Source organism: Gemmatimonas groenlandica (assembly GCF_013004105.1).
Taxonomy (GTDB): Bacteria; Gemmatimonadota; Gemmatimonadetes; order Gemmatimonadales; family Gemmatimonadaceae; genus Gemmatimonas; species Gemmatimonas groenlandica.
The window spans coordinates 1,174,926-1,195,574 of sequence record NZ_CP053085.1; the positions used below are offsets into that span (position 1 = coordinate 1,174,926).

The window sequence follows — 20,649 nt, forward strand, 5'->3', positions numbered from 1 at the left end:
CAAGCGGGCGGAACGGTCGATATTTCGATAGGCGTTTCTGTACGACTTTGAGTTCACCGACGGGCGTCCGGTTTCCGGCACCCGTCGTTCGACTGCGCGGCCCACTGGCAGCGCGTTTTTCCGGATTTCGACATGGCCGATTTTTACGCGGTACTTGATGTGCCGCGCGATGCATCTGACGACGACATCAAGAAGGCGTATCGTCGCCTGGCGATGCAGTGGCACCCTGACCGCAATGCGGGCGCGAAGGAGGCCGAGGAGAAGTTCAAGACGATCACCGAGGCGTACGACGTGCTTCGTGATCCGCAGAAGCGCGCCGCCTTCGATCGGTACGGCGAGGCGGGCCTCCGGGGGGCGCAGCAGCAGCAGTACGAACACGTCGATCTGTCGGAGGCGCTGAACATCTTCATGCGCGACTTCGGCGGTTTCGGCGACCTGTTCGGGGGTCAGGGTGGTGGGCGCCGAAATGGGCCGCGCACGGGCGCTGATGTGAAGCTGCCCCTGCCGCTCACGCTGACCGAAGTGGCGACGGGCGTCGAGAAGACCGTTGTGCTCAAAGTGCTCGAGGCGTGCGACAAGTGCGAAGGGTCTGGCGCCGAGCCGGGCACCAAGCCGCAAACGTGCAACACCTGCGGCGGCGCCGGTGAAGTGCGACGTGCCCAGCGCTCATTCTTCGGCCAGTTCGTGTCGGTCGCGCCGTGCCCGACGTGCGCCGGTGAGGGCGTCGTGGTCTCGTCGCCGTGCAAGAAGTGCCGTGGTGAGGGGCGCGCGCGGGCCGAGCGCACGCTCAAGATTCAGGTACCGGCTGGCGTCGCGACCGGGCAGTACATGACACTCCGTGGAGCGGGCAACGTCGGGCCGCGAGGTGGCACCAAGGGCGATGTGCTCGTGGTGTTCGAGGTGGAGGACGACGAACGTTTCGATCGCGATGGCGAGGATCTCTTCTGCGAAGCGCTGGTCACGTATTCACAGCTTGTCTTCGGCGCCGACATTCGCGTTCCCGGTCTGACGGGTGATCTCTCGCTGCGCGTCCCCACGGGCACGCAGAGTGGCACCGTGTTTCATCTGCGCGGACGCGGATTGCCGCGCGTGAATGCGTCCGGGACCGGTGACCTGCACGTGAAGGTGCAGCTCTGGACGCCACAGGATGTCGAGGGTGAAGAGAAGTCCGTGATCGAGCGGCTGGGCACCCTGCAAGGGCAGGCGCCAGCGCAGCGCGAGAAGGGCTTCTGGTCGAAGATGAAGGAGGCGCTCGGTGCTTGATGCGTCGCTACGCTGGATCAGCGTGCGCGTCAGCCCGGGGGGCGAAGTCGGTAGTCGAGAGGCCTGCCTTGCCGCGCTTTTCGCGGTTGGCGCGCAGGGCGTGCATGAAGACGGAACGTCGCTGGTCACGCACTTCCCGCCGTCGACCGATCTCGAAGCCGTTCATGTGGCGCTGACCGAAGCCGACGAGGGCGTGACGATCGAGACGGCACCGGTGCCCGACATCGATTGGAGCGAAGCGTGGAAGTCGCGCATCAACGCGCACGATCTCGGGTCGCTCACCGTCACGCCGCCGTGGCTTGCCGAGGGCCGCGATCCGGCCCGTACGATCGTGATCGAGCCGGGGATGGCATTCGGCACCGGCGAGCACGCCACGACGCGCGGCGTGGTCCGACTGCTGCCGACCGTCATGCGCGATGGTGATATCGTCGCCGACCTCGGCGCGGGAAGTGCCGTCTTGGCCATCGCGGCCGCCAAACTCGGGGCGTCCCGCGTGTACGCCGTCGAACTTGACGGCGAAGCCATTCCTGACGCGGAGCAGAATGTGCTTCGCAACGGCGTCGCCGATCGCGTGCATGTCTTTGAGGCTGACGCCGGTGCGCTGTTGCCACTGTTGGCGCCCGTCCGGGTCGTGTTGGCCAACATCATCTCGTCCGTCTTGGTCGAACTGTTGCCGATCATCGCGGAGTCGCTCACGGAGGATGGCGGTGCGATCCTGAGCGGCATCCTACAGGAGGAGCGCGAGGAGATGCTGGGCGTCCTCGCTGCCACGGGCTGGCGCGTGCTCGATGAGGATGCGGAGGACATCTGGTGGTCGGTCTCGATCGCGAGGGCGTAGCCGCCGGACGACCGAACTTCGTCACGACCGAAGCGTTTGCGGTCGGGGCGACGTGCGTGCTGGATGAACACGCCGCGCGACACATGCGCGTGCTGCGGCTCGACTCGGGTGCGGTGGTCGGCGTGCGTGACGGGCAGGGACACGTCGGAGCCGGTCAGCTCGTGCGACTCACGAAGACACAGGCCTACGTCGAGATCAGCGACGTCGAGATCGTCGCGCCGCTTCCGGAGGTGCACCTGCTCGTGCCCGTGGCCGACCGCGACCGGATGTTGTGGTTAGCCGAAAAGGCGTGTGAGCTGGGCTGTACGAGCTGGCGGCCGGTCTTGTGGCGACGCTCGCGCAGTGTCTCACCGCGCGGGGAGGGCGTCGCCTTCCAGCAAAAGGTCATGGCTCGGATGACGAGCGCGCTGGCGCAGTCGGAAGGGGCCTGGCTTCCGCAGCCCTTTCCCGAGGCGCCGCTCGAGCGCGCGCTGCTGGCGGCGCCTCCCGGGGACCGCGTTGTGCTTGACCCAGCGGGAGCCCCGATGGTTGGTCCCGCTGCGGCGGCCCTGCAGGAACCGATCGTGTTGGCGATCGGGCCGGAAGGCGGGATCGAAGCGGATGAACTCGAGGCGCTGGTGGCCGCCGGCTTCCGCCCGGTTCGACTGGGGCCGACCGTCCTCCGGTTTGAGACTGCCGCGGTCGCGGCGCTGGCCATCGCCCGGACGGCGCTGGGTGCCGTGGCCGCCTCTCCTTCTCCGCTTCGGGAGTCCTGATGTCCGACGCCTGTATCTTCTGCCGCATCGTCGGTGGAACGATCCCCGCCACGTTGGTGGCCAGCAACGACCACGCAGTCGCCTTTCGCGACCTCCATCCCCAGGCGCCATCGCACCTGCTCGTCATTCCGCGGCGTCACGTCGCCTCGCTGGCCGAGGCCACCGACGCGGCCGAACTCGGGGCGTTGCTGCTGCTGGCGGCCGAGGTTGCCCGGTCGGAAGGGTTGGCGGAAACGGGGTATCGGGTGGTGGCCAATACCGGGAATGACGGCGGTCAAACCGTACACCATCTCCATTTGCACGTGCTGGGTGGCCGGGCGATGCAGTGGCCGCCGGGATAATTGGTCGTATCCCTCTGGAATTATCGTACTTTGCGCCTTGACCTCCCTCCTCGGGCTGGGTAGGATTTAAGGCTGTCGTTCTATCGCAACGTGTCTGTCACGCCATCATTTACGAGGTTTCGTTTGTCCGAAGTCATCATCCACGAGGACGAGAATTTTGAGCGTGCGCTCAAGCGCTTCAAGAAGAAGTGCGAGAAGGCCGGTATTTTGTCCGACCTGCGCAAGCATCGTCATTATGAGAAGCCCTCGGAGAAGCGCAAGCGCAAGATGAACGCGGCCGTCCGCAAGAATCGGCGCACCCGTAACGGGTGAGCGGTTCCGTGGATGCCGGCGGTTCGTTGCTGCCGCGGTTGCAGCGTGATCAAGCCAATGCACGACGGGAGCAGCTGAAGGATCGCGTGCTCCTCCTTGGAATGATCATTTCCGAGGTCAAGAACAGAGAGATCGAACTCCGTCGTGATGCCACCGACGATGACGTCATCGATGTCATCCGGAAGGGCATAAAGAAGCGGCGCGAGTCCGTCGAACTCTACGGCAAAGCTGGGCGAACGGACCTCCTCGAGAAGGAACAGAGCGAGGTCACGGCCCTTGAAGTGTATTTGCCTGCCCAGGTCGATCCTGAAGAATTGCGCGCCGCCGTTCGCGCAGCGATGCAGGGTGGAGCGGTCAACATCGGTGCCGTGATGGCCAAGGTGATGCCGCAGTTCAAGGGACGGGTAGAAGGCGGTACGATCAACGCAATCGTGCGCGAGGAACTCGCGCGCGGGTGACAACGACAACGCACGACACGTCGTGGCGAGCCGAATGACAGCACACAGCAGGTTTCGAACCCGGACTAGCGCCCTCGGCGGTCCGGGTTCGTGCCGTTTCAGCCACGATACACACCGACGAACACCCTCGGTATGATGAACGCGCACGCCCTCGGCATTCTCGAGTTCCCTCGTATGCTCGCGCACGTCGCGGGACGCGCGAACTCCGGTCCCGGCGCCGCCGCCGTGCGCACGCTCGCGCCCCGACGCGATCGTGAATGGATCGAGGCCGAGCACGCGCGCGTGGGCGCGATGCGCGCGCTCGTTGCCTCGGAGCTCGGGTGGCCGACCGAGCCGATTCCGGAACTGGGCGAGCCGCTGCGTCGATTGCGCATCGAAGGGCTCACCTGGACGGCGCTCGAGCTCCTCCAAGGCGCCACCCTGATCCGCTCGTCGCGTCGCGTGCGCGACGCGCTTCGCGATCCGCGACGTCCGCGCATCACGGTCGCGTACCTGCAGGCCTATCTCGACCAACTTATCGACCTGCGCCCGCTGGAGGACGCGATCGGTCGGGCAATTTCCGATGACGGCACCGTGCGCGACGACGCGTCGCCGGCGCTCCGTCGCGTGCGTCGAGAGCTCCGACAGGCCGAGGGCGAGCTCGTGCGATTGCTCGAGCGCGAAATGGCCAAGCTCGAATCACATCATCAGGTGAGCGATCTGTCGGTCACGATGCGCAACGGCCGTTGGGTCATGCCGATGCGCCGTGAAGCGCGCGGGTACGTTGGCGGTATCGTGCACGACAGTTCGGGAACCGGCGCCACGATCTTTGTCGAACCGCCCGCGGCGGTGGAGTTCGGCAACCGCGTGCGCGAGCTCGAGATCGAGGAGCTTCGCGAAGTCGAGCGCGTGCTGCGCGAACTCACCGAGCAGCTGCACCCGTATCACGATCAGCTGATCGCCGCGTTCCATGCGCTCGTGGCGCTCGACGCGTTGTACGCCCGCGCGCGATACGCCATCGAGGCCAGTTGTGCGCCGTTGACGTTTTGCGCGCCGGCCGAAGGTCTCGCGATCGTCGATGGACGCCATCCGCTGTTGCTCTCGCGCGGTACACCCGTGGTCCCGTTCGATCTGACGCTGTTTGAGCAGGAGCGCACGCTGCTCGTTTCCGGTCCGAACACCGGCGGCAAGACCGTCCTGCTGAAGGCGATCGGCTTACTGAGTGCACTCGCACAGTCGGGAATCCCGGTTCCGGTCGGTGCGACGAGTCGATTGCCGGTATTCGATGACGTGTTCGCCGATGTCGGCGATGAACAGAGCATCGAGGCCAGTCTCTCGACCTTCAGCGCGCACCTCAAGAACCTCGCTGAGATTCTGCGCTCGGCCACGCCCGAGTCGCTGGTGTTGATCGACGAACTCGGCTCGGGTACCGATCCGGCTGAAGGCGCGGCGCTGGGCGGTTCTATTCTCGAAACGCTGACGCGCCGATCGGCGACGACCATCGCGACGACGCACCTGGGACAGCTCAAGCTGCTGGCTACTGAGGTGGAGGGCGTCGTGAATGCATCGCTGCAGTTCGACGCGGTGCAGTTGGCGCCCACCTATCGATTGCTGAAGGGTATTCCCGGTCGCAGCTATGGTCTGAGCATCGCCCGTCGACTGCAGTTGCCCGAGGACATCATCGTGCGCGCCGAAGAGCGGTTGCCGCACGGTGAGCGCGACCTCGCGGTGCTGCTATCCGACGTCGAAGCGCGCGAGGGAGCGCTCGGTGTGCGCGAGCAGGTGATGGACCGCGAGCAGGAAAAGTTGCGCGCACGCTTGGCCACGGTCACCGATCGCGAGCTGAAGGTGCGCGAGCGCGAGCGTGAGGCGGAGAAATCGGCACGTCAGGAGGCGCGCAAGTATCTCTTGGACGCGCGCGGTCAGGTGGAACGCGCCATCGCGGAGATCCGCGCCAAAGCGGGTGAACAGGCGGAAGCGCTCGAAGAATCCGCACGAGCGGCGCGACGCGCCGTCGAGGAGGCCGCCGCCGCGCAGGGACTCGCCGTCGAAGCGGTACAACAACGCGCTGCGCGCGAGAAGGTTCGCACGCAAGTGCGTGAGGCCGTCGATGTGGCCACGCCGCGTCCCGGCACGCCGCAGAAGGCGCAGCAGCCGTTGGCCGAGGGTGATCGCGTACTGGTGGGGACGCTCGACAACAAGAGCGGCCAGGTGCTCTCCGTGCGCGGTAAAGAAGCGCGCGTCGTCGTGGGTTCGCTCACGGTGACCGTGCCCTTGTCGACACTCACGCGGTCGTCCGCACCGCCGCCACCGGCGGTCAAAGTCACGTACGCCGGCAGTATCCCCGAGGCGGATCCGCTGCGCGAAGTCGATGTGCGCGGACTGCGCGTGGATGAAGTCGACGATCAGGTACTCCAGGCGCTCGATGCGGCCGTGCGCTCGGACATGCGCGAGCTGCGCATCATCCACGGCAAGGGAACCGGGGCGCTGCGATCCCGCGTGGGTGAGATGCTCAAGAAGGACACCCGGGTGGCGGGCTTCCGGCTGGGCGCGTGGAACGAAGGTGGGGCGGGAGTGACCGTGGCCGAGCTCACGTGATTTCCGACGAGATCATCGAGCGCGTGCGGACGGCCGCTGATATCGTGCAGATCATCAGCGAGTTCGTGCCGCTCAAGCGCGCCGGTGGTGACTATCGCGGACCGTGTCCGTTTCACGGTGGCACGAATCCGAATTTCTCCGTGTCGCCCAAGCGAGGGAGCTACCACTGCTTCGTGTGCCACGAAAGCGGCGATGTCTTTTCATTCGTACGGAAGCGTCTCGGCCTCGATTGGCCATCCGCCGTCAAGATGATTGGTGAGCGCGTCGGTATCGACGTCATTGACGTGCCCATGCGCGCGCAGGCGTCGGATCCGAATGCGCCGAATTTCGAGGTGCTCGCGGCGGCCGCGGAGTGGTTTCAACGACAGCTCACCGAAGAGGCGACCGGACGCGATGCGCGGGCGTATCTGCAGCAGCGCCAACTCGACGACGCCGCGTGGGAGCGATTCGGACTGGGCTTCGCGCCGCGCGATCTGCAGGCGTTGCGCCGATATCTGCATTCTCTTGGCGCCGATGATGCGCGCCTGATCGAAGCTGGCTTGTTCGTGGTGCGCGAAGGCGAGACCGAACCGCGTCCGCGTTTTCGCGGACGCCTCATGTTCCCGATCCTCGACGAGCTCGGTCGGCACGTGGGCTTCGGCGGTCGCGCGCTCGGTGACGACACGCCGAAGTATCTGAACAGTCCGGAGTCGGTCGTCTTTCAGAAACGAAAGACGTTGTACAACATGCATACCGCGAAACAGGCGATGCGCCGTGCTGGTCGCGCCATCGTGGTGGAAGGCTATCTCGATGCGATACGACTGGTGCTGGCCGGCATCGAAGAAGTCGTGGCGCCCCTCGGTACCGCGCTGACCGACGAGCAGGCGCAGCTGCTGGTGCGATATGCGCCCGAAGTCTTCCTGCTGTACGACAGCGATGAGGCGGGGCAGAAGGCGACCTTTCGCTCCGGTCTGGAGTTGCTCGGGCACAAGGCCACCGTTCGCGTGGTCACGTTGCCCGAGAACGAAGATCCGGACACGTTCGTGCGCGACCACGGCCGCGCCGCGATGGATACGCAACTCAGCTTGGCGATCGACCTCTTCGACCGCCAGGTCCAGATGCTCGAGCGTCTCGGATGGTTCTCCGATCTGCGCCGGCGTCGCATCGCCATCGATAAGCTGCTGCCCACTATTCGTGCGGCCCGCGATCCGTTGACGCGCGACCTGTATCTGGCGCGTCTCGCCGATGTGTCGCACCTCGACAAGGTTACGCTGTCGACCGAAGCGGACGCGGTGACGGAGCAGGGCCGGCGTCGCGCCCCGGGTGGGCCACCGGAGCGCAGCTCCGACGAGCCGATGCCCGAGTTCGAAGGGTCGGCGGTGGATGCTGAACCGGCTCCACTCCCACCTCCCGACGGAGACAAGCCCGTTTGGAAGTCGCGCAAGAACAGCAAGTATGGCGGTGGGCCCGAGTGGAAGACCACGAACATTCCACCTCGACCACGTCGTGACGAACCCGTGGAGCGGTCACTCGTGCGCGCGATGTTGGCGGATCGCGGGATCGCCGAACGCGTGGCCGAGCGTCATCCCCCGAGTTCGTTCCGGCACGCCCAGTATGGTGCGCTCTTTGCGGCGTTACTCGACGCGCCGATGAACGACGATCTGGACCAGATCGCCGACCGCTTGGCTCCGGACGCGCTCGCGGTGCTGCGCGAGCTTACCGATGGGGCCGTTGCGATCAATGTGGAGGCTTCGGACATCGGGCTCAGCCTCAGCAAGCTCGACGCGCGTGTGTTGGAATTCCGGGTCGATGAGATCCGTGAGGCGATGCGAACTGCAACGCGAGAAGCGCAGGACGCGTTGATGAAGGAGCGCCTTGAACTCGAGGCCGAAATCCGTCGGCTCTTGCCTATCCGCAGTCCGCGGGCTAAACCGAAGGGGTGACGGTCGACCATCGACCTGATCTCCCTCCTGGAGGTGTAGTGAATACCGAACTGCAAGCACTGTTGATCGTCCAGCAGGACGATGAAGTCATACGCGCCATCGAGGCGCGGCGCGATGCGCTGGCCCCTCGGCTCGCGACGCTCGACAAAGCGCGCAAGCGCGCGGCCGATGAGGTGTCCCGTACGGAAGGTGCGCTCGAGCGCGAGCTCGAGAAGCACCGGGCGATCGAAGCACGCCTCGTCGAACACAAGGCCCGACATGACAAGAACGTCGAGGTTTTGAATTCGGCGCAGAAGCTGAAGGAAGTCACCGCCGCCGCCGCGCAGGTCGAAGCGGCACGCAAGGTGGTCGCAGACGAGGAAAGTGAGTCGTTGGCGATCTCACGGCGCATCGTCGATCTGCGCAATGCCCTCGCCGTGCACCGCGAAGTGCTCGAGCGGACATCGTCCGACCAGGAGGCGGCGCGTTCCACGCTGGCCGCCGAGATCGCGGTCATCGACAAGGAGCTCGGTGTGGCACGGGCCAAGCGGAACAAGTCGTCCGAAGGCGTCGGCAAGTCGCTGCTGAGCAAGTACGATCGCGTGCAGGCCCGTCGCCGGACGATCGTCGTCTTCGAGCTGCACGATGATTTTTCGTGCGGGAGCTGCGACACGTCGATTCCGCTGCAGCGTCGTCTGCCGATGTCCACCGGTGCGATCATTGAACCCTGTGAAGGGTGTGGCTGCCTGCTGTACTACATCCCGGCGCCGCCGGTCGCGGTCCAGAGCTGATTTCGGGTACGTCGGCCGCGTCGGGGGTATGGTGGCACCGTTTTGGGTGCATCCCCCGCCGCTCTGCCGGTACATTGCGGGTGTGACTGCGTCCTCCCGTTCTCAACTCGACCGCCGCCTCGAAGGCGGCCCCCTTTCCACCTCGCTCCAGCCGGCGCGGCTGCGGCCGGAGGCGCGGTGGATCGCCACGGTCCCCGCCGCTGGCGAGGGCGTGCGCGGGCTGATGCAGGCCTTGCTGCTGCCGGAGCCCGTGTGCCGCCTCTTGGTGGCCCGTGGCTACGGAGACGTCGAGGCCGCCAAGCGATTTCTGCGTCCGCGCCTCGAGCATCTCTCGGCGCCAAACACGCTGCATGACTTGCCGCGGGCCGTCGAGCGCATCGCCGACGCGGTACGCGCCCAGGAAACGATCTTCGTGCACGGCGACTATGACGTCGACGGAATGAGTTCGACGGCACTCATGGTGCGGGTGCTGCGAGGACTCGGGGCCGAGCACGTCGTCCCGTTCGTACCGAATCGACTGACCGACGGTTACGACCTCGGCCACGCTGGCGTGGAAGCGGCGCAGCGTGCGGGCGCCACCTTGGTAGTGACGTGCGACTGCGGAACGAGTGCGCGCGACGCAGTGGCGTCGCTCAACGCTTCCGGGATCGATGTGATCATTACCGATCACCATTTGCCGAGCCACGCGTTGCCCGCGTCGTACGCGATCTGCAATCCGCGCCATCCGGAGTGCACGTCGGCTGACAAGGATCTGGCGGCGGTCGGCGTGGCCTACAAGATCGCGTTGGCTCTGTGCGAGGCGTTCAACGTGTCGCCGGCGCTGGCGCACCGTCAGCTCGATCTCGTGGCGTTGGCCACGATCGCCGACGTGGCGCCGCTACGTGGCGAGAATCGCGTCATGGTGCGCTACGGCCTGAAGCTGTTGGCAGAGACGACGCACCCCGGATTACGGGCGCTGATCCGCTCGTCGGGACTCGAGGGCAAGCCGCTGACCGCCGGGCGGGTTGGCTTTGTGCTGGCCCCCCGCCTGAATGCGGCGGGTCGCATCGCGGATGCCAAGCTCGGACTCAAGCTGCTGCTCGCCGAGCGGGAAGACGAAGCGAACGTCATCGCGCGGGAACTCGAAGAGCTCAATCGCGCGCGTCAGGAACTCGATCGCGCGGTACTCGATGATGCCATGCGACAAGTCGACGCACCGGGGATGGCCGATCGCTATGCGTATGTCCTGTCACGCGAGGGCTGGCACGCCGGAGTGATCGGCATCGTGGCGTCGCGCATCGTGGAGCAGACGGCGCGTCCTGCGGTGCTCGTGGCGGTGCAGGATGGCATCGGCAAGGGGTCAGGGCGGTCGATCAGCGCCTTTGACCTCCACGGGGCGCTCGGTGAGTGTGCGATGCATTTCCAGCGCTTTGGCGGGCACCGGGCGGCGGCGGGCCTCACCATGGATGCGGCGCAGCTTCCGGCGTTCGCCGAACGATTTGACGAGGTCGCGCGTGCGCGACTCACGCCCGACGATCTCGTGCCGGAACTGCGCGTGGATCTCGAGGTCCCGATCGACAGCGTCGGCGAGGAGCTCGAGGCTCTGGTGCGGCACTTCGAACCCTTCGGTATCGGAAACCCCTCGCCGCTGTTTCGTACCACCGGCGTGCATCTCGCCGCCGCTCCGCGGAAGGTCGGCGGCGACGGGCTCAAGCTGTCCCTCGACGGCGGGCGTAGCACCCTCGAAGCGATCGGCTGGGGAATGGCGGCGCTCGCCCCGACGCTGAGCGTGTCGCGCCCGGTGGACCTCGCCTATCGGCTCGACCGCGATGAGTATCGTGGCGTGTCGCGCCTTCAACTTCGGGTCGCCGGCGTGCGACCCTGCTCGGAGTAGCACGTGCGGATTATTTCAGGAAGATGGCGAGGCCGTCGTATCGACGCTCCCGAAGGGGAAGCGGTGCGTCCCACCGGCGATCGCGTACGCGAATCGTGGATGAGCATCGTGCATCAGATTCTCCCGGAGGCGCGCGTACTCGATCTGTGTGCGGGAAGCGGTGCGCTTGGACTCGAGGCGCTCTCTCGCGGGGCCGCCAGCTGTGACTTCGTTGAACAGTCGCCCAAAGTGCTCGCCGTCATCCGGGGGAACCTCGAGAAGCTCGGGGGCCATCCGGACGCGCATCTGCATCGCGAGGAGGCGGTGCATTTCGTCGCACGACTCTCCGCCGGCGCGTACGATATCGCCTTTGCGGACCCTCCGTATTCCGCGGAGACGGTACAACGTCTGGTCGATTGCTGGATGGCCGTCCCTTTCGCCAACGTCTTCGGCATTGAACATTCGTCATCGGTGGTTCTGCCGGCACTCGGCGAGACCCGCCGGTACGGCTCCACGTCTCTGACCTTCTTCCGCGCCCCTTCGTGACGCCGTCCCCAGTCGCCTCCGCCGAGCGTGTCGCCCTGTACGCCGGCTCCTTCGATCCCATCACACATGGGCACGAGGACCTGATCCGGCGTACACTGACCTTCGCCGACCGGGTGATCGTCGCCGTGGCGAACAACGTGAGCAAGCAGCCGCTCTTCTCCGTGGACGAGCGTCTGCGCTTCATCTCGGAGATCATGGGGCATGACAGTCGGATCGAAGTGCGCGCGTTCAGTGGACTGCTGGTGGATTTTGCGCGCGAGGTCGGGGCGCAGGTCAACGTCCGCGGGCTTCGCGCGGTCAGCGATTTCGAATACGAATTCCAGATGGCCCTGATGAATCGGCATCTGCTTCCCGAGATGGAAACGGTGTTCATGACGCCGTCGCTCGATACCACGTATATCAGCTCGAGCATGGTCCGCGAGGTGGCGCGATTCGGTGGCGACGTAAGCGGTCTGGTGCATCCGTTGGTCGAGAAGGCGCTCGTGACGCGATTCGCCGAGTTGCGATGAGTACCGTGCCGTCATTCGACGATGCGGCCGGCGCGTTCCTCCGATCCGTGCATGAACGGGCGGCGGCCGCTCCGCGTACGATTCTCTTCCCGGAAGCCACCGACATTCGGACGGTCGAAGCGGTGATCGCGCTCGGCAAGCTCGGATCGGTGGTGCCGGTGCTGGTGCGCCGCAACGATGCGCCGACCGGTGTCGTACCGTCGCGCAGCGTCGAGATGATCGATCCGCTCACGGATCCGCGCACGCCGCGTGTGGTCGAGCATCTGCTGGCGCGTCGCGGGGCGAAGGGACTGAGCCGCGAGGATGCCGAGCGGCTGGCGCGCGATCCACTCTACTTCGCCGATTCGCTGGTCGCGCTGGGCGAGGCCGACGGATGCGTCGCCGGGGCGGTGCACACGACCGCCGATGTCCTGCGCGCGGCCATCTGGACGATCGGCGCCGCGCCGGGGGTACGGACGGTGTCGTCGTCGTTTTATCTGATCGTGCCCCCCTTCCGTGGGAGCGAGACGGAGGTGCTCACGTTCACGGACTGCGCCGTCATTCCCGATCCGACGGCCCGACAGCTGGCGGACATCGCGATTGCGGCCGCCGCCGATCGTCGCCGGATCGTCGGGGATGAGCCGCGCGTGGCATTCCTCTCCTACAGCAGCATGGGCAGTGCCGACGGACCGACCGTGAGTAAGGTGCGCGAAGCAGTCTCGATCGTTCGAGCCGAGGCACCCGGCGTGATCGTTTCAGGAGAGCTTCAGGCCGATGCGGCGCTCCTGCCGGAGATCGCCCGTCGGAAGGCACCGGGCGAAGGCGCCGCGGGGACCGCGAACGTGCTGGTGTTCCCCTCACTCGACGCCGGCAACATCGCCTACAAGCTCGTGCAGCGCGTGGCGCATGGCACGGCGATCGGCCCGATCCTGCAGGGGCTGGCGCGCCCCTGCAGTGACTTGTCGCGGGGGGCCACTTCGCACGACATTGTTCATGTTGCGGCGATTACCGCGTTACAGGCTGGCAATCACGCTCGTTCCTCCACCGCTTCCTGAGCGCCTCATGAGCTTTATCCTGGATCGCAACGACGACGTGCTGCTGGTGGATGTGGAGGGGCAGCTCGTGGTGACGAATCGTCAGGAGTTCAAGCAGGCGATTCTCGACGCGGTCGAGCAAGGCGCCCGCACGGTCGTCATAGACTTCGCCCGGTCGGGCTACATCGATAGCTCAGGCTTGGGCGCGCTGGTCTCACTGAGCAAGCGCGTTCGCGATGCGGGCGGCGACTTGCGGCTTGCGGGACTCAATGAGGATCTGCGCACGCTCTTCGAGCTGACCCGCCTCGACCAGCTTTTCCCGCTCTACGCGACTCGGGCCGACGCGCTCGCGGCGCGCTGACCGCGTGGCGACGCGCCTCACGTCGCGGTCAGTCGGGGGCGCGACGGTCCCCATGACCGGCCCCTCTGCGCCGCGGCCCGTGGTGGAGTCTCCGACGCCAGCGAGCCGGCGATGGACGGTCGCGTCGGATCTCACCTTGATCGAGCCGGTCGTCGAGACGATCGTCGCGCTCTGCGTGGCCGCAGGATTTTCCGCGCGTCACTGTAATCTCAACGTGCCGGTGGCTGTCACCGAAGCGATGGCCAATGCGATGCTGCGCGGCAACGGCAGCGAGCGGTCGCGAACGGTGCAGGTGAGCGTTGAGGTCGACGGGCATTCGCTGCAAGTGGACGTTACCGATGAGGGTGTGGGATTCGACCTGTCGTCACTGCAGCAGAGCCCCGATGAGGCCGACTGGTTCGAGCGCGAGGATGGCCGCGGTGTTTTTCTCATGCGGAAGTTGATGGATCGCGTGGAGAGCTCCGGGCCCCACGCCGAGACCGGGCATTGCATCCGCCTGATTCTCCATCGGACATGATCGAGGTCGCTGCGCTCCTGGCCGCGTTTCTCGAGGCCACCGGACGCGAGGCGGCCATTTGGGAACGACGCGAAGGCGAGGCACCGGCGCTGATCGGGGCATCGTCGTCGACCTTCGCGGCTCGTAGTGAACCGGGCGTAGGGGCGTGGGATGCGATCGCGTGGGCGCAGTCGCACGGGCTGCATGCACAGCTGGTGACAGCGGGCGAGAGCGTCGGCTGGCTTTTCGTGGAGAAGGGCAACTCGCCCGAGGCGGAGCGATTGCTGGCGCGTCTTGTGCCTCAGGTGCGCCGACTCACGCGCGAGCGTGACGGTGCCACCGGTGAGCTGGTGGAGCGCTACGAAGAGATCAGTCTGCTGTACGCGATTGGTGAACTGCTGGGTGGCACGACGTCGGTGGAGAATGTCGCCGATACGTTGCTTCGCGAGCTGGCGGTGACGGTCGGCGCCACGCGCGCGGTATTCCTGCAGAGCAATCGCGACACCGGCACACTCGTGCCGATCGCCACGCTCGGCCTCGACGACGTGGAGTATCCCACCATCTCGTTCGATGACGTCGGCCATATCGCAGTGACGGCGTACCGCAGCGCCGGTGCGATCACCGAAGAGGGCACGGCGGCGCGTGCGTCCGATCCCGTGCTCACGGCGCGCGGTGGCGCCTTGATGGCCGTGGCGATCACGCGCCCCAGTACGGGAGTCGGCATCACCGGCACACATCAGGTGCCCGTGCGTCGGGGACATGTCGTCGACCCGCGCACGCCCGTCCCACTCGGAGTGCTCGTGATGGGTGGACGGGCCAACGGGCAGCCGTTCAGCGCCGGCGATCGCAAGCTCGCGGTTGCGGTTGGCACGCAGATCGGCACCGCCATGCACAACGCGTCGCTCGTGCGCGCGGCCGTCGAACGCCAGCAACTCGTTCGGGAAATGCGGCTGGCGCACGATCTGCAACTCAAGTTGCTCCCCAAGCCAGCGGTCGTTGGCCCGGAAGCCCGTGCGGCGGCCAGATTGGTGCCCGCGGAGAGCGTCGGTGGCGATTTCTTCCTGTTGGCGCGGCTCGATCGAGATCGCACGGGTGTGCTGATCGGCGATGTCTCCGGACACGGCTATCAGTCGGCGCTCGTGATGGCGCTGGCCCTCAGTGCGGCCGCGATTCACGTACAGGCCGCTTTCGATCCGTCAATTGCGCTGGATGCCGTACGGCGGTCGCTCGACGACGAACTGACGTCCACCGAGATGTCGATCACGATGTGTTATGCCGTGATCGACACGCGGGCTGGTGAGGTGCGCTTCGCCAACGCCGGTCATCCGCATGCGTTTCGCGTCGGCGCCGACGGGCAATGTGTGCGTCTGACCGCGGTGGTGCCGCCCATCGGTTTCAGTGACGCCCCCATCGAGGAGTGCGTGATGTCGTGGCGTCGTGGCGATCGGCTGGTGCTGTTCACGGACGGCATCACCGATGCACGTGATGCGCTCGATCGGCGGCTCGGTGAGGACGCCGTGCTCGACATGCTCGCCACAATGACGCATGGCGAATCGCCAGACGCCATGCTCGACGCGTTGTTCGCGCAGGTAGAATCACATACACGCCGTACTGCGCTGCGCGACGATCTCGCCGCCGTCATCGTGGATCGTCCATTCGAGGAACGCTCGTGAGTCAGAAACATGGATTTGGAACGCGCGGCACACGGCCTCCGCGTCCTGAAGGTGCGCTGCCCGCCGCGCGGAAACGGTTCGGGCAGCACTTCCTCAAGGACGCGCGCGTGCTCGACAGCATCGTGGACGCCCTCGGACCACTCGAAGGGCGTACGGTCGTCGAGATCGGGCCGGGCCGCGGCGCGCTGACCGATCGTCTCGTCGAGCGCGCGGGCAGGGTCATTGCCATCGAACTCGATCGCGATCTCGTGCAGCACCTGCGGACGCGCTATGCCGACATGCCGCACGTCGAGATCGTAGAAGCCGATGTGTTGACCGTCTCCTTGCCGACGCTCGCGGGCGGACCGTATGTGCTGGTTGGCAACGTGCCGTATTACATCACGACGCCGATCATCTTCCACGCGCTCGAACTGCCGCGCCCAGAGGTGGCCGTGTATCTGGTGCAGAAGGAAGTGGCCGAGCGCATGGCGGCACCGCCGGGTGATAAGACCTATGGCGCGCTGAGCGTGAATCTGCAGGCGGTGGTCGACGTGGCGATGGTGCGAAAAGTGCCGCCGTCTGCGTTCAACCCGCCGCCGACCGTCGATTCCGCGGTGGTGCGTGTCACGCCGCGCGCCGTGCCGTCGGTGGAGGCCGAGATCGAAGAGAAGTTTCGCAGCTTCGTGCTGGCGGCCTTCGGACTGCGCCGCAAGCAACTCATCCGCGTGGTGCGCACGGTCGCGTCCCTTGATGCCGAACGCGCGGCGACGGTACTGCAGGAAGCGGGTCTGCCGAACGACGTGCGACCGGAAACGCTCACGCCGGCGGACTTCGCTCGGCTCGTGCGGGTGCTTACGCCGCGCCCTGACTCGCCAGCGAGTTCGTAAGGGCGAACGACAGCCCTTCCAGCTCCATCGCCATATTCACCGACTTCAGTGACACATGCGGCGGCACGGTGATCTGGGCCGGCGCGAAATTCAGAATGGCGCGGATGCCGGCGGCGACCAGACGATCGACCACATCCTGCGCGTCGTCCGACGGAATCGCGAGCACGGCAATGGGGGCCTCTTCCCGCTGAATGTCCCGCGCGAGGTCGGCCATGTCGTGCACGATCGCTTCACCCCACGGCTTCCCGATCTTGGTGGGGTCGTTGTCGTACACGCCCACGATCTTGAAGCCACGCTGGCGAAAGCCACGGTAATTGGCCAGAGCCGCGCCGATCTTGCCGGCGCCGACGATGACGACTTTCCACTCGCGCTCGAGGCCGAGGATTTCCCGAAGGTGCGCCGTCAGTTCATGGACGGGGTAGCCCAACCCGCGCTTGCCGAACGACCCGAAGAACGACAGGTCCTTTCGAACCTGGGCCGGGGTCGTCCCGCAGAGATGTGCCAGTTCGTCACTGGAGGCCGTTTGCTGGCCCTGAGTGTCGAGATCTTCGAGGTACCGCAGGTACATCGAGAGGCGTCGGACGGTCGAATCGGCGATGCGTTTCACGGCAGAGTCGGTGGCTTGTGAAATTCTTCACAAAGTTAGACAGCCCGCGCACGATTTACCAGCGGGGCGGCGTCCGCTCGCTATCTTCCGCCATATGTCTCGCCCCACGACGCTCTCGGCGCGCGCCGCTCAGCGATTGGCGTCCGGTCCCCTCGACCCCGTCACGCTGATGTGCGACGTCTGCAAGGTCGATCGCCTGCAGGCCGACGCCGCCGAACGCATGGCCGTCGCGCTACTCTCCAGCCACCCTGAGTTCGTCCGACTGCCCAGCGGGCATTGGGCGCTGGCGGCGACACCGGCGTCGGCGTCCGCTGTGTCGACCGGCCCCGGGCGCGACGACATCGGCTCCGAGAGCGCGCCGTCCGGCTCACTCCTCGATGTGAACTTCGCCGTCGTCGACGTGGAAACCACCGGGACGAGCCCCATCGCTGGCGACAAGATCACGGAGATCGCGATCGCGCAGGTGCGCGGTGGTGCGGTCGTCGACGTCTACGCGCAACTGGTCAATCCGCAGCGTCCGATTCCGCCGTACATCACGCAGCTCACGCGGATTTCGTGGGAGATGGTGCGCGACCAGCCCACGTTTCGCGAGATCGCGCCCGCGGTGGTGGAACGGCTCGCCGGCCACGTCTTCACGGCCCACAACGCGGCCTTTGACTGGCGCTTCGTCGGCGAAGAACTCGACCGCGGCATCGGTCATCTGCTGGCCGGCCCGAAGCTCTGCACGGTGCGGCTGGCGCGCGTCCTGCTGCCTTCGCTGCCGCGTAAGTCGCTCGACCACGTGACGCGCTACTTTGGCATCGAAATCGAAGCGAGGCACCGGGCCGAGGGCGACGCCGTCGCGACGGCGCAGGCGCTCGTCCGGATGCTGCGCATCGCGGCAGACGAAGGCGTCGACTCCTGGCCCGCGCTCGAGCGCCTGTTGTCCACACCCACGGCCAAGCGTCGACTCACCGCGAGCGATCGCCGCCGTCGCGCGTTCCCGCTTCCTGCTTCCGAGGATTACATCGCGTGAGTTTCCCGCATCCGTTGCTCGACACCCGTACGCTTGGTCGCTGGCGTATCCACGCCATTCAGGCCGGCGGCCAGCAACTCGACGGCGGCGCCATGTTCGGCGTCGTCCCCAAGACGCTTTGGGAGCGTCGCCTGGCGTCCGACGCCAAGAACCGCATTCCGCTCGGCATGCGCTGTCTGCTGGTGGAGCACGATGACGGTTTGGTGCTGATCGACACCGGGCTGGGCAACAAGGAGAATCCGAAGTTCCACGAGATCTACGGCGTTGAGAACGACGGCACCGAAGGACGCACGGCCCTGGAGGATGGGATCCGGGAGGCGGGGTTCACGCCGGACGACGTGCGGCTCGTGATCAATACGCACCTCCATTTTGACCATGCCGGCGGCAACACCTGGCGGAATCCCGCCGGTGACGTGCAGTCGACGTTCCCCAACGCGCGATTCGTCGTCCAGGCCGGCGAGCGTGCCTACGCCGAGCATCCAAACGAGCGGACCTCCGCCAGCTATTTCCCGGCCAACTGGGCGTCGATCGTGGCGGCCGACCGATTTGACTTCATCACGGGCGATCGCGAGATCGTTCCCGGCATTTCGGTACGTCTGACGCCGGGGCACACGCCGCATCATCAAAGTGTCATCCTGCAGTCCGGCGGCGAGACGGCGTGCTTTCTGGGCGACGTCGTTCCCACCTCGCACCACCTGCCGCTCCCTTGGATCATGGGGTACGATGTGGAGCCGTTGGTCACGCTCGAGTCCAAGCGGGCCTTGTTGGCCGACGCCCTGCGCGACGACTGGCTCCTGATCTTCGAGCACGACGCGTCGGTGGGATTCGGACGGGTGATGCACGACGGCAAGAGCTACCAGCTGGCGGAGTGAGTTCGGACTGAATCCAGGGTGAATCGCGTGCGGAACCGGCGGTGCCCCTTGACGTTGTGCCGATGGTGTCTACGTTTCTGAGGTTATCTCTGCCGTAGCAGCTATTCGGCAGGTTCGAACGTGGAAGCGATTCCGTGTTCACAATTGAGAAGCGGGCCGGCAGCGACGCCGGTCCCACCCTTCGGCCCTCGCGTCAGGCTCAGCCCTGCGGAGGTGTGCTGCTGGAGTCGATCGACACCGTGTCTCTCGTTCGCGCCCGTATTGGGTGTCGGGCTGGGAGCTGCACGGTATGCGACGCGGACTCCTCCAGGGGTTCGCGTTTTCTGTTTCTTCTACTGGAGCACGGCCTATTCAGGATTCGACGAAGCGTCCGCCACGGGTGAACCGGCAGATCCGGATCAGCCCCGTTCGCGTGATCGGCGCCGACGGAAGTCAGCTCGGTATCATGGAAGTCGACGTGGCGCTCGCCCAGGCAGTCGAGCAGGGGCTGGATCTCGTCGAAGTGGCGGCTGCGGCGCGGCCGCCCGTGGTCCGCATCATGGACTTCGGGAAGTTCAAGTTCGAGCAGGCCAAGCAGGCTCGGATCGCGAAGAAGAAACAGCACGTGATTCATCTGAAAGAGGTCAAGTACCGGCCGGGCATCGATGATCACGACTTCGAGACGAAGACCCGCCACGCGCGGCGATTCCTCGAAGAGGGCAACAAAGTGAAGGTGACGCTGATGTTCCGTGGCCGACAGATCGCGCATCCTGAGCTTGGCAGACAGGTGGTCGATCGGGTGTCACAGGAACTGGCCGATCTTGCCAAGATCGAGAGCTCGCCGTCCATGGAAGGAAAATCGATGACGATGATTCTCGCGCCGAAGTAGTCAGCGCGTGATCGCATGCAGGGCCGCTTCCGCATCGGAGCGGTTGACCGTAGCCGTGAGCAGAATATGCCGAAGATGAAGACCCACAGCGGCGCCAAGAAGCGCTTCACCGTGACGGGATCGGGGAAGGTGCGGCGTCTGAAGGCCTACAAGAGCCACATCCTGACCAAGAAGACGTCGAAGCGTAAGCGCAATCTCCGCCGTCCGACGATCGTCGCGACCAACGGCGAAGTGAAGCGTATCAAGCGTCTTATCCTGGCCTGAGGACCTACTATGCCCCGCGTAAAATCCAACGTCGTCCGCCTCAAGCGGAAGAAGCAGATCCTCAAGCACGCCAAGGGTGCCTTTGGTGGCCGGTCCAAGCTCTGGAAGGCCGCCAAGGAAACCGTGGAGCGTGGCTGGCGCTACGCGTACCGCGATCGCAAGAACAAGAAGCGCGACTTCCGTCGCCTCTGGATCGTGCGTATCAACGCCGCCGCCCGCATGCACGACATGTCGTACAGCGTGTTCATCAACGGCCTCCACGCCGCGGGTATCGAGATCGACCGTAAGGTCCTCGCCGACCTCGCCGTGCGCGAGCCGGAAGCGTTCGCGCTCATCGCCGAGCAGGTTCGCAAGGCGATCGAGGCCAACACGGCTGCCGCGTAACGAACACGTGCAGCACGCCGTGAACGGCTGCGCCGTTCGTGGTTAAGTTGTAGGGCCGGCATCGACGCGATGTCGGCCCTTCGTGCA

Annotated in this window: 23 protein-coding genes; 22 read left to right on the forward strand and 1 reads right to left on the reverse strand. The window is 65.8% G+C overall.

Features of this window, described 5'->3' with window-relative positions; all coding sequences use genetic code 11:
* Window positions 1-132: 132 nt before the first annotated feature.
* The 17 genes from dnaJ (at window position 133) to rsmA (ending at window position 16,552) form a co-directional block, all read left to right on the forward strand.
* On the forward strand, window positions 133-1,263 hold the full coding sequence (gene dnaJ / locus HKW67_RS04860; protein ID WP_171224318.1) for a molecular chaperone DnaJ: 1,131 nt from the start codon (window positions 133-135) through the stop codon (window positions 1,261-1,263).
* Window positions 1,256-2,101: a 50S ribosomal protein L11 methyltransferase gene (locus HKW67_RS04865; protein ID WP_171224319.1), complete on the forward strand. Its 846-nt coding sequence runs from the start codon at window positions 1,256-1,258 to the stop codon at window positions 2,099-2,101. Before dnaJ ends, HKW67_RS04865 begins: the two co-directional genes overlap by 8 nt.
* Window positions 2,074-2,856, forward strand: a complete 783-nt coding sequence (locus HKW67_RS04870; RefSeq protein ID WP_171224320.1) for an RsmE family RNA methyltransferase — start codon at window positions 2,074-2,076, stop codon at window positions 2,854-2,856. Before HKW67_RS04865 ends, HKW67_RS04870 begins: the two co-directional genes overlap by 28 nt.
* Entirely contained in the window at window positions 2,856-3,197 is a 342-nt protein-coding gene (locus HKW67_RS04875) for an HIT domain-containing protein (protein WP_171224321.1), read from the forward strand. Before HKW67_RS04870 ends, HKW67_RS04875 begins: the two co-directional genes overlap by 1 nt.
* Window positions 3,198-3,320: 123 nt before the next feature.
* Window positions 3,321-3,509 (forward strand): 30S ribosomal protein S21, encoded by a 189-nt coding sequence (rpsU, locus tag HKW67_RS04880; protein ID WP_171224322.1) that lies wholly within the window; start codon window positions 3,321-3,323, stop codon window positions 3,507-3,509.
* Window positions 3,506-3,967 (forward strand): GatB/YqeY domain-containing protein, encoded by a 462-nt coding sequence (locus HKW67_RS04885; RefSeq protein ID WP_171224323.1) that lies wholly within the window; start codon window positions 3,506-3,508, stop codon window positions 3,965-3,967. Before rpsU ends, HKW67_RS04885 begins: the two co-directional genes overlap by 4 nt.
* A 132-nt stretch (window positions 3,968-4,099) precedes the next feature.
* Window positions 4,100-6,544 (forward strand): endonuclease MutS2, encoded by a 2,445-nt coding sequence (locus HKW67_RS04890; RefSeq protein ID WP_171224324.1) that lies wholly within the window; start codon window positions 4,100-4,102, stop codon window positions 6,542-6,544.
* Window positions 6,541-8,466 carry a DNA primase gene (dnaG, locus tag HKW67_RS04895; protein WP_171224325.1) on the forward strand — a complete coding sequence of 642 codons (1,926 nt, stop codon included), beginning with the start codon at window positions 6,541-6,543 and terminating at the stop codon, window positions 8,464-8,466. Before HKW67_RS04890 ends, dnaG begins: the two co-directional genes overlap by 4 nt.
* 38 nt (window positions 8,467-8,504) lie before the next feature.
* Window positions 8,505-9,236, forward strand: coding sequence for a zinc ribbon domain-containing protein (locus HKW67_RS04900; RefSeq protein ID WP_171224326.1), 732 nt, complete (start codon window positions 8,505-8,507; stop codon window positions 9,234-9,236).
* Window positions 9,237-9,318: 82 nt separating this feature from the next.
* On the forward strand, window positions 9,319-11,109 hold the full coding sequence (recJ, locus tag HKW67_RS04905; RefSeq protein WP_171224327.1) for a single-stranded-DNA-specific exonuclease RecJ: 1,791 nt from the start codon (window positions 9,319-9,321) through the stop codon (window positions 11,107-11,109).
* A gap of 3 nt (window positions 11,110-11,112) precedes the next feature.
* Window positions 11,113-11,634, forward strand: coding sequence for a 16S rRNA (guanine(966)-N(2))-methyltransferase RsmD (rsmD, locus tag HKW67_RS04910; protein ID WP_171224328.1), 522 nt, complete (start codon window positions 11,113-11,115; stop codon window positions 11,632-11,634).
* Complete coding sequence (gene coaD, locus HKW67_RS04915; RefSeq protein WP_171224329.1) at window positions 11,631-12,143, forward strand: pantetheine-phosphate adenylyltransferase; 513 nt, start codon at window positions 11,631-11,633, stop codon at window positions 12,141-12,143. Before rsmD ends, coaD begins: the two co-directional genes overlap by 4 nt.
* A complete protein-coding gene (locus tag HKW67_RS04920) occupies window positions 12,140-13,177 on the forward strand; it encodes a phosphate acyltransferase (RefSeq protein ID WP_171224330.1) in 1,038 nt (345 codons plus the stop codon). Before coaD ends, HKW67_RS04920 begins: the two co-directional genes overlap by 4 nt.
* Window positions 13,178-13,184: 7 nt before the next feature.
* Complete coding sequence (locus HKW67_RS04925) at window positions 13,185-13,517, forward strand: STAS domain-containing protein (RefSeq protein ID WP_171224331.1); 333 nt, start codon at window positions 13,185-13,187, stop codon at window positions 13,515-13,517.
* A gap of 52 nt (window positions 13,518-13,569) precedes the next feature.
* Window positions 13,570-14,034, forward strand: coding sequence for an ATP-binding protein (locus HKW67_RS04930; RefSeq protein WP_171224332.1), 465 nt, complete (start codon window positions 13,570-13,572; stop codon window positions 14,032-14,034).
* Window positions 14,031-15,686, forward strand: coding sequence for a PP2C family protein-serine/threonine phosphatase (locus HKW67_RS04935; protein ID WP_171224333.1), 1,656 nt, complete (start codon window positions 14,031-14,033; stop codon window positions 15,684-15,686). Before HKW67_RS04930 ends, HKW67_RS04935 begins: the two co-directional genes overlap by 4 nt.
* A complete protein-coding gene (gene rsmA / locus HKW67_RS04940) occupies window positions 15,683-16,552 on the forward strand; it encodes a 16S rRNA (adenine(1518)-N(6)/adenine(1519)-N(6))-dimethyltransferase RsmA (protein WP_206044605.1) in 870 nt (289 codons plus the stop codon). Before HKW67_RS04935 ends, rsmA begins: the two co-directional genes overlap by 4 nt.
* Here the strand turns inward: rsmA and HKW67_RS04945 are convergent.
* Window positions 16,518-17,159: a redox-sensing transcriptional repressor Rex gene (locus tag HKW67_RS04945; protein WP_171224334.1), complete on the reverse strand. Its 642-nt coding sequence runs from the start codon at window positions 17,157-17,159 to the stop codon at window positions 16,518-16,520. The two genes, rsmA and HKW67_RS04945, sit on opposite strands and share 35 nt — an antisense overlap.
* A gap of 94 nt (window positions 17,160-17,253) precedes the next feature.
* Between HKW67_RS04945 and HKW67_RS04950 the strand changes: the two genes are divergently transcribed.
* From HKW67_RS04950 to rplT, 5 genes are all read left to right on the forward strand, one after another.
* Window positions 17,254-18,174: a 3'-5' exonuclease gene (locus HKW67_RS04950; protein ID WP_171224335.1), complete on the forward strand. Its 921-nt coding sequence runs from the start codon at window positions 17,254-17,256 to the stop codon at window positions 18,172-18,174.
* Window positions 18,171-19,046 (forward strand): MBL fold metallo-hydrolase, encoded by an 876-nt coding sequence (locus tag HKW67_RS04955; protein WP_171224336.1) that lies wholly within the window; start codon window positions 18,171-18,173, stop codon window positions 19,044-19,046. The genes HKW67_RS04950 and HKW67_RS04955 overlap by 4 nt, the downstream gene beginning before the upstream one ends.
* Window positions 19,047-19,335: 289 nt before the next feature.
* On the forward strand, window positions 19,336-19,914 hold the full coding sequence (infC, locus tag HKW67_RS04960; protein WP_171224337.1) for a translation initiation factor IF-3: 579 nt from the start codon (window positions 19,336-19,338) through the stop codon (window positions 19,912-19,914).
* Between the two features lie 66 nt (window positions 19,915-19,980).
* Entirely contained in the window at window positions 19,981-20,178 is a 198-nt protein-coding gene (gene rpmI, locus HKW67_RS04965) for a 50S ribosomal protein L35 (protein WP_171224338.1), read from the forward strand.
* A gap of 9 nt (window positions 20,179-20,187) precedes the next feature.
* Window positions 20,188-20,562: a 50S ribosomal protein L20 gene (gene rplT / locus HKW67_RS04970; RefSeq protein WP_171224339.1), complete on the forward strand. Its 375-nt coding sequence runs from the start codon at window positions 20,188-20,190 to the stop codon at window positions 20,560-20,562.
* The last annotated feature ends 87 nt before the right edge of the window (window positions 20,563-20,649 follow it).

Coding starts and splice junctions, on each gene's coding strand:
- dnaJ (WP_171224318.1), top strand. CDS start 133: ATGGCCGATTTTTACGCGGTACTTGATGTGCCGCGCGATGCATCTGAC.
- HKW67_RS04875 (WP_171224321.1), top strand. CDS start 2,856: ATGTCCGACGCCTGTATCTTCTGCCGCATCGTCGGTGGAACGATCCCC.
- HKW67_RS04890 (WP_171224324.1), top strand. CDS start 4,100: ATGATGAACGCGCACGCCCTCGGCATTCTCGAGTTCCCTCGTATGCTC.
- HKW67_RS04920 (WP_171224330.1), top strand. CDS start 12,140: ATGAGTACCGTGCCGTCATTCGACGATGCGGCCGGCGCGTTCCTCCGA.
- HKW67_RS04925 (WP_171224331.1), top strand. CDS start 13,185: ATGAGCTTTATCCTGGATCGCAACGACGACGTGCTGCTGGTGGATGTG.
- HKW67_RS04930 (WP_171224332.1), top strand. CDS start 13,570: ATGACCGGCCCCTCTGCGCCGCGGCCCGTGGTGGAGTCTCCGACGCCA.
- HKW67_RS04935 (WP_171224333.1), top strand. CDS start 14,031: ATGATCGAGGTCGCTGCGCTCCTGGCCGCGTTTCTCGAGGCCACCGGA.
- HKW67_RS04950 (WP_171224335.1), top strand. CDS start 17,254: ATGTCTCGCCCCACGACGCTCTCGGCGCGCGCCGCTCAGCGATTGGCG.
- infC (WP_171224337.1), top strand. CDS start 19,336: ATGCGACGCGGACTCCTCCAGGGGTTCGCGTTTTCTGTTTCTTCTACT.
- rpmI (WP_171224338.1), top strand. CDS start 19,981: ATGCCGAAGATGAAGACCCACAGCGGCGCCAAGAAGCGCTTCACCGTG.
- rplT (WP_171224339.1), top strand. CDS start 20,188: ATGCCCCGCGTAAAATCCAACGTCGTCCGCCTCAAGCGGAAGAAGCAG.